Below are 6,551 nucleotides of genomic sequence, written 5' to 3'. Positions count from 1 at the left end.
TTTTGTGGCGTTTTAATCAAGTTTTCTGTTAAGACGGTCGTCACCCTGAATTTATTTCAGGGTCTTTCACGCTAAAAAGATGCTGAAATAAATTCAGCAGGACGATAAAGCGGGATTAGGCGTAAATAAGATATAATTTTCAGCAAATAATTATCGAACTCAGGTTATCAGATAATTAACAATGAGGGGTTTGGGGCTGAAAAAGGTTTCTAAACCCCTATTTGTTTATCAGACAAATCATTTTCCTAAGTCGTATAATTTTGCTTTACAAATTCTGATACGGAGATGTTATGATCATATTCTACTTTGGAAATCTTTCTTTTGTTATCCAACAGCAGATTTTGAAGCGTACCTAGTGAATCTTTAAGGTAAGAGATGGATAACATGCGCGAAATCCTGCTTCTGATCTTTTCGGCCAGGAACAATTCGACCAGGATCAGTGTGATTAAAAAGATATAATGCGTAAAGATCAGGTTATTGGTATTCTTGCTTAAGGCGGGCAATCCTAATGATACCAAACCCATATCTATTATTAAAGGAATGCCGATAATGGCAATAATCGAGATTGCATTTGCTTTTAGCGTAATACGTTTTTCTGCTTGTTGTATCTGTTCATTAAAAGCAGAAAATTTACTGTTCAGCGGTGTATTTCGATTGCTTTGCTGTTGTTCTAGCTTCTGAAGGTCTTTTCCATGCGCTATATCTATTATTCTAACCTGCTCTACGATGGATGATTCGGCATTGTTAAGCTTTTCCTGATCTTCTACTATAGATTCTTGCTCGGCTATAATTTTATCCATTACCATCAAATCGTCGGGGATACCATGACGAAGCTTTTGTTCTGCAGCAATAATACGGTTATCTAATTGTTTAAACTGCCTTTTAAGCTCTGCAATTTCTTTATTGTAATGCTCTTTTTTTGAAGTGTAGCTGTTTTCCAGACTTTGCAGTTCAGATGCGTACTCGAAATCGGCCAATAACTGTTCATTGCCGGCAAAACGCTGATACAGCCCAGTTAATGTGATAAAGAGCGCTCCGGTTGATTTTTCTGGGTTAGAAAGATCGTTTCGGTATGCTTCCAGATCTGTTTCGGATAATGAAGGTATGGGCATGGCAGATTAAAAAGGTTAAAATTATAAAAAAATATTATCGTTAAGGGAATTATTCATCATTGTTTTCCAAGTGGATGTTCTGTACAGATTATTAACCATTTTTTTTACATTCTAGTGTATATGGCTTTTAGCTATTTAGCCTTATTGTTGAATTAAATATTTTTTTTTTTCACTCTTTAATAAATTATTCTATATTTGTAGCAAGCAAGGGGTGAGAGCCTTGCATCAATCTTTGATTGAGAGCGTTAATTTAGATAAGGTTACAACATTAATTGTTGTAACCTTTTTTTATATCCTATAAATAACTCAACAATTTTTCTACTTTTAGAGCATTGCAAAATATATAGGTTTCGCAGAAAGAACGCTTTTAAATGTAATCGTGAAAGGAGCGGGTTGCTACAAAAAAGCATCATTCTCTATTTAATGTATGTTAAAAATATATGCCAAGAAATTATAGAATTTATATCAACGATAACACTTTGTTTATCTCAGATTTTTTGCCAGAGCAAAAGGAGAAAATTCAACAACTGGAATTTCAGGATTTTAATCTGCAAACATTCTACAAAAAACTAAAAAATGGTTCTAAAAAGAGCTATATTTTCTTGACAAAAAACCCTCAGGAGACCTTTAGAAAGTTAAAGAAAGATTGCACCATTATTAAAGCCGCCGGTGGTTTGGTAGAGAGCGCAAATGGCAATTTTCTGTTTATTTTTAGAAATAAAAAATGGGATCTGCCCAAAGGAAAGCTAGAGGAAGGCGAAAAAATGAAGGAAGCCGCTGTTCGTGAGGTAGAAGAGGAGTGCGGAATCAGGGTTTTTAAACGTGAAGAAAAACTTTGTAAAACCTATCACGTTTATCCAATTGGTACAAAAATGGTGATCAAGAAAACCAATTGGTACAAAATGAAAGTTAAAGGTGAACCAAAATTGGTACCTCAAAAGGAAGAAGGCATTGATGAAGCGGTTTGGCTGGATAAAAACCACATTTCGCCAGTAGTTAAAAATACTTTTCCATCAATTATGGATGTGCTGAGGGCCGGAGGGGTACTGTAAGACCTCCCGAAGCGTCAGATGGTAACATCCGACTACACATCTTGTGGTGTCAGATATTTCTATCTGACACAGATCGAAAGAATTATAGAACGGAATTTTAATATACTTTAACAGTCAGATGGTAACATCTGACTGCACAAAATCCCATTGAGTTTGTCACGTTGAGCTTGTCGAAACGCCTCCAAGATATTTAAACAGGTCCTTCGACGGGCTCAGGATGACATTATATTTATAATACAGGCTTAAGTTGTGGTGGCTCAGGATGACATTATATTTATAATACAGGCTTAAGTTGTGGTGTCAGATATTTCTATCTGACACGGATTGGAGCAATCATAGAACGGAATTTTAATATACTTTAACAGCCAGATGGTAACATCTGACTGCACAAAATCCCATTGAGTTTGTCACGTTGAGCTTGTCGAAACGCCTCCAAGATATTTAAACAGATCCTTCGACGGGCTCAGGATGACATTATATTTATAATACAGGCTTAAGTTGTGGTGTCAGATATTTCTATCTGACACGGATTGAAGCAATTATAGATCCGTACTTAATTTATTTGAATGGTCCAGATGGTAACATCTGACTGCACAGATTATTCATAATCCAACTCATCAATTACTTTTTTAACCTGCTTTAAATACTTGCCATAGTAATACCAAGCCCATAATTCGGTAATCACACCTATAATCAGAATGGTAATAAAACAGTTTAATAAGATGTAAACCGATGAAAGATTAGCTAAAATTTTGTTGAAAATTGAAGCCTTTTCTATATATAAATAAATTGCAATGAATGCGACGCCGATAAAAGCAACGATGTAGGTGAGGGCTTTATATAGTTCGATATTCAATTTCATTTCGTAGAAAAACCAAAGGATGTTTTTGCGCGTATCTAAACTCATATCGTAAGAGTTTTTATAGAACAGATAAAACTTAAAAAAATAATAAGCGGTAAATCCGCAGGTGATGGCATAAAATATTAAAAACACTTGATTCATTGCCGATGAAAACCCAAAAAAGTAAGGGACAAAGGCCATGAGTACCAAAAAGAAGATCTGGTAAAAAAACTCGTGTTTCATTTTTGCCCTTATTTTATCAATTGGGGTATGTGCCTGTTTTATTTTAAGCATATCGGTAGAAATGTTGCTTCCTTCCGGACTTTCAGCATTCCATTCATTTTTTATATCTTCAAAATTCATAACCATTTTTCTTTATGATGAATTGTAATTTTTCTTTAGTTCTGTTGAGTTTAACCCGTGCATTTATTTCGCTAATGCCCAGGTTTTCGGCAATTTCGCGATGCGATTGATTTTCGAGAAAGAGAAATATCAATGCTTTTTCTATAACATTCAGCTCTTGCACGGCAGTATACAAATAGGCCAGTTTCTCTTCTTTTTCGGTACTTTCATTTACATCTATTACATCAATATTTTCATCCAATGGTGTTTTATCTACTTTTCTATTGTCCTTTTTAAAGTAAATTAGTGCAGTATTTAAGGAAACACGATACATCCATGTAGTAAATTTGGAGTTGCCCTTAAAAGTGGGGTAAGCTTTCCAAAGCTGTAATACGATTTCCTGAAACAGATCGCGCTGTTCTTCAGCACCGTTCATATACATTTTAGAAATCTTATGTATAATCGCTTTGTGCTGATTAATCAGGGTAATAAATATGTTTTCTGTTTCTTTCATTTAATATTATAACCCATTGGTAACCGATTCTTTAAAACGTTACATTTTTTTTGAAATAAATTGTGGTGTCAGATATTTCTATCTGACACAAATTAAAAATCTGTAAGTAAATATATCTATGAGTCAGGTGGTAACCTTACTAGTCTTAGCGTCTCGCTAAGACTATACTTTATCTCTCGTAATTGGTATTCAGTAAGGAAATAATTATGTCTTAGCGAGACGCTAAGACTAGTTGCGTTAGAAATATGTATGTAAATGCATCTATCAGTCAGGTGGTAACACCTGACTGCACATCATAAAAAACTAAGCGCTTCTTTGGGTACAAATGGACTTACGTCGCCATGGTTTCTTAAAATATCGCGCACAATGGTAGAGCTGATGGCCGAATATTCGGGTTTGCTTAACAGTAAAATGGTTTCTACTTCGGGCATCATGGTCTGGTTGATCTGGGCGATGGCTCTTTCGTATTCGAAATCAGCAGCCGAACGGATACCACGTACCATATAGGTGGCATCTATTTTCCGGCAAAAATCTACTGTTAAACCTTCGTAAGTTTGGATTTCGATATTCTGATAGCCTTTAAAAACAGTCTGCAAAATCTGAAGACGCTGCTCTGCACTTAAGAAATTCTGTTTAGAACTGTTTAGTCCGATACCCACTACAATTTTATCGAAAAGTGGAGTGGCACGTTGTAAAATATTTACGTGAGCAATAGTGATCGGATCAAATGAGCCTGGAAATAGCGCTATCTTCATAATTCAAATATAGATTTTTATGGCGGAATTATTTACCACAAAGACACGAAGAACACAAAGAGGGTTATTTTTTGTCACGAAACACAGATTTACACAAAATGCACCCGGCTTAATCTTTTACCATTAAGAAATTAAGGACATTAAGAAGTTCAACAGCACTATAACTGGAGCAGGTCGCCCATTTTAAGCCTGATTGCAATGGAAAGCCCGGAACCCGATTGCAATGAAAAGCAGGACTAAAGGCTGCCACGATGCGCTGTGTGCTCAATTCTAAAAATAAATTAACTATGCGCCATTAACCAATGAACTAATGACCAATGAACGATTGAACTACTATAACTCAAAAAAACTGAACGATGAATTGCCGTATTTTCTGGTTTCGGTGTAGCCGGGCTGGCTGTTCAGTTTCATGTTACTTTGGTGTTCTACAATTAACAGGCCATCAGGCTTAAGCAATTGCTGCTCCTTTACCATTACCGGAATCTGTGGAATGTTGGGCATATTGTAGGGCGGATCGGCAAAGATCAGGTCGTAAGCGCCAGTCATTTGTTTTAATAACTTGAAAACATCGCCTTTACGCACATCAACTTGATCAAACTGGTGTTGTTTTGCTGTTTTTTTAACCCAGTTTACGCAACCATAATCCATATCAACGGCTAAAATACTTTCTGCACCGCGTGAGGCAAACTCAAAAGTTAAATTTCCGGTGCCGCAGAATAAATCCAGAACAGAACAGGTTTCGAAATCATATTTGTTGTTGAGGATATTGAAAAGTGCTTCTTTGGCCATATCCGTAGTTGGGCGCACCGGTAAATTTGCAGGGGGCTGCAAACGGATGCCCTTTAATTTGCCACCAATTATTCGCATAAATCTAAAGCAAGGAGACCGCTGAAATAGTGCTTGGGCATATCGGCCAGTAATTCGCTATTTTGTTTTCCAGCAGGAAGGAAGAAATAAAGTTGGTTAAAGTATTTTAATAAGCAGTTATAATGCTCATCATCTTCGTTTATAATGCCTTGTAAATAAACGGGAATGGCATCAGTTAAGCCCAGTTGTTCGATCATCAGTAACAGGAAATAATTAAACTCCTCAGCGTTTTCTGATTGATAATGGTTTTGAAAAACTATCTTTTTATCTTTTATGTAGAGTACATTGAAAGATACTGCTGTAAAATCGATTAATAAAGATTCGTCTGCCAAATGATTAAATAAAACCATTAATGGCTCAGACTGTGGAAATAAATCTGTTTTTTCAGGCAGATTTGATTTTAAATGCTCATCTAAACAGAAAACGGTATTAAAACCTAGCTTATCGTTGTGTTTAGTATAAACTTTAGCATCGGAACCTAAATACTTGGCATAAACGGACAGATTTTCCCCATCAAACCATTCATCAGGAATGAAAATAAAATTTGAGGTATGGACTGCGGCTTTTACAGTTGCATAGTTTAATGACAAATAACCGTCGGTTTCAAAGGCAGATTTCAGTTCTTTCTGTACATCTTCACAACCTTGTTTATCAAAAATGATATTAATCTCTTCTGTATCCTTACCTACCACAGCATAAGAAAAGCTGTCATTCGTTATTTTTAATAATAAATGGCAGTTTGCAGATGCATCAGCTTTAAAATTTGGGTCGACTAATAAGAGACTATTGTTACTCATTGAAACAAAAATAGACTTTTTTAAGGATTAACGGTAAGATGAGGTTAATTTTTTGGTTTTGACTTGAAACGCTTTAGTTTTTTGCCACGGAAACACGGAGTTCACGGAAACCTGAGTGAATTGATATTCGCCCAAAATATGTAATTAACTTCGTGTGCTTTGTGCCTTGGTGGTTAATCTTGTCTCTGCGCTTTGCAGTTAAAAGAACATCAAAAATATCTGCGTTTATCTGTGAAGATCTGTGGTAAAAATGTCTGTGTTTTTTTACCAA

7 protein-coding genes are annotated in these 6,551 nt (G+C 35.8%); 1 reads left to right on the top strand and 6 read right to left on the bottom strand.

The genetic code is table 11. The features are described from left to right. Positions 1-245: 245 nt before the first annotated feature. Positions 246-1,112 carry a hypothetical protein gene (locus tag AW17_RS19805; RefSeq protein ID WP_029279308.1) on the bottom strand — a complete coding sequence of 289 codons (867 nt, stop codon included), beginning with the start codon at positions 1,110-1,112 and terminating at the stop codon, positions 246-248. Positions 1,113-1,552: 440 nt separating this feature from the next. On the opposite strand from AW17_RS19805, the gene AW17_RS19800 reads away from it, so the two are divergent. Next, complete coding sequence (locus AW17_RS19800; RefSeq protein ID WP_029279307.1) at positions 1,553-2,164, top strand: NUDIX hydrolase; 612 nt, start codon at positions 1,553-1,555, stop codon at positions 2,162-2,164. Between the two features lie 598 nt (positions 2,165-2,762). On the opposite strand, the gene AW17_RS19795 is transcribed toward AW17_RS19800, so the two are convergent. From AW17_RS19795 to AW17_RS19775, 5 genes are all read right to left on the bottom strand, one after another. After that, the gene (locus AW17_RS19795; protein WP_029279306.1) at positions 2,763-3,368 is read right to left on the bottom strand and encodes a hypothetical protein; all 606 of its coding nucleotides are present in this window, start codon (positions 3,366-3,368) and stop codon (positions 2,763-2,765) included. Beyond that, positions 3,358-3,861, bottom strand: a complete 504-nt coding sequence (locus tag AW17_RS19790; RefSeq protein ID WP_029279304.1) for an RNA polymerase sigma factor — start codon at positions 3,859-3,861, stop codon at positions 3,358-3,360. The genes AW17_RS19795 and AW17_RS19790 overlap by 11 nt, the downstream gene beginning before the upstream one ends. A 293-nt stretch (positions 3,862-4,154) precedes the next feature. After that, the gene (coaD, locus tag AW17_RS19785) at positions 4,155-4,616 is read right to left on the bottom strand and encodes a pantetheine-phosphate adenylyltransferase (RefSeq protein ID WP_029279302.1); all 462 of its coding nucleotides are present in this window, start codon (positions 4,614-4,616) and stop codon (positions 4,155-4,157) included. A gap of 333 nt (positions 4,617-4,949) precedes the next feature. Next, positions 4,950-5,483, bottom strand: a complete 534-nt coding sequence (gene rsmD / locus AW17_RS19780; protein ID WP_029279301.1) for a 16S rRNA (guanine(966)-N(2))-methyltransferase RsmD — start codon at positions 5,481-5,483, stop codon at positions 4,950-4,952. Next, positions 5,474-6,280: a DUF3822 family protein gene (locus tag AW17_RS19775; RefSeq protein ID WP_029279300.1), complete on the bottom strand. Its 807-nt coding sequence runs from the start codon at positions 6,278-6,280 to the stop codon at positions 5,474-5,476. Before AW17_RS19775 ends, rsmD begins: the two co-directional genes overlap by 10 nt. Positions 6,281-6,551 lie beyond the last annotated feature (271 nt).

It is taken from the genome of Pedobacter borealis DSM 19626, assembly GCF_000708285.2.
GTDB classification, from domain to species: domain Bacteria; phylum Bacteroidota; class Bacteroidia; order Sphingobacteriales; family Sphingobacteriaceae; genus Pedobacter; species Pedobacter borealis.
Note: the sequence above shows the minus strand (reverse complement) of the source record. Positions and strands in the feature narration are given on the sequence as shown.

What these genes read in the sequence shown, in the direction of transcription:
- AW17_RS19805 (WP_029279308.1), bottom strand. Translation starts at nt 1,112, where the DNA reads ATGCCCATACCTTCATTATCCGAAACAGATCTGGAAGCATACCGAAAC.
- AW17_RS19800 (WP_029279307.1), top strand. Translation starts at nt 1,553, where the DNA reads ATGCCAAGAAATTATAGAATTTATATCAACGATAACACTTTGTTTATC.
- AW17_RS19795 (WP_029279306.1), bottom strand. Translation starts at nt 3,368, where the DNA reads ATGAATTTTGAAGATATAAAAAATGAATGGAATGCTGAAAGTCCGGAA.
- AW17_RS19790 (WP_029279304.1), bottom strand. Translation starts at nt 3,861, where the DNA reads ATGAAAGAAACAGAAAACATATTTATTACCCTGATTAATCAGCACAAA.
- coaD (WP_029279302.1), bottom strand. Translation starts at nt 4,616, where the DNA reads ATGAAGATAGCGCTATTTCCAGGCTCATTTGATCCGATCACTATTGCT.
- rsmD (WP_029279301.1), bottom strand. Translation starts at nt 5,483, where the DNA reads ATGCGAATAATTGGTGGCAAATTAAAGGGCATCCGTTTGCAGCCCCCT.
- AW17_RS19775 (WP_029279300.1), bottom strand. Translation starts at nt 6,280, where the DNA reads ATGAGTAACAATAGTCTCTTATTAGTCGACCCAAATTTTAAAGCTGAT.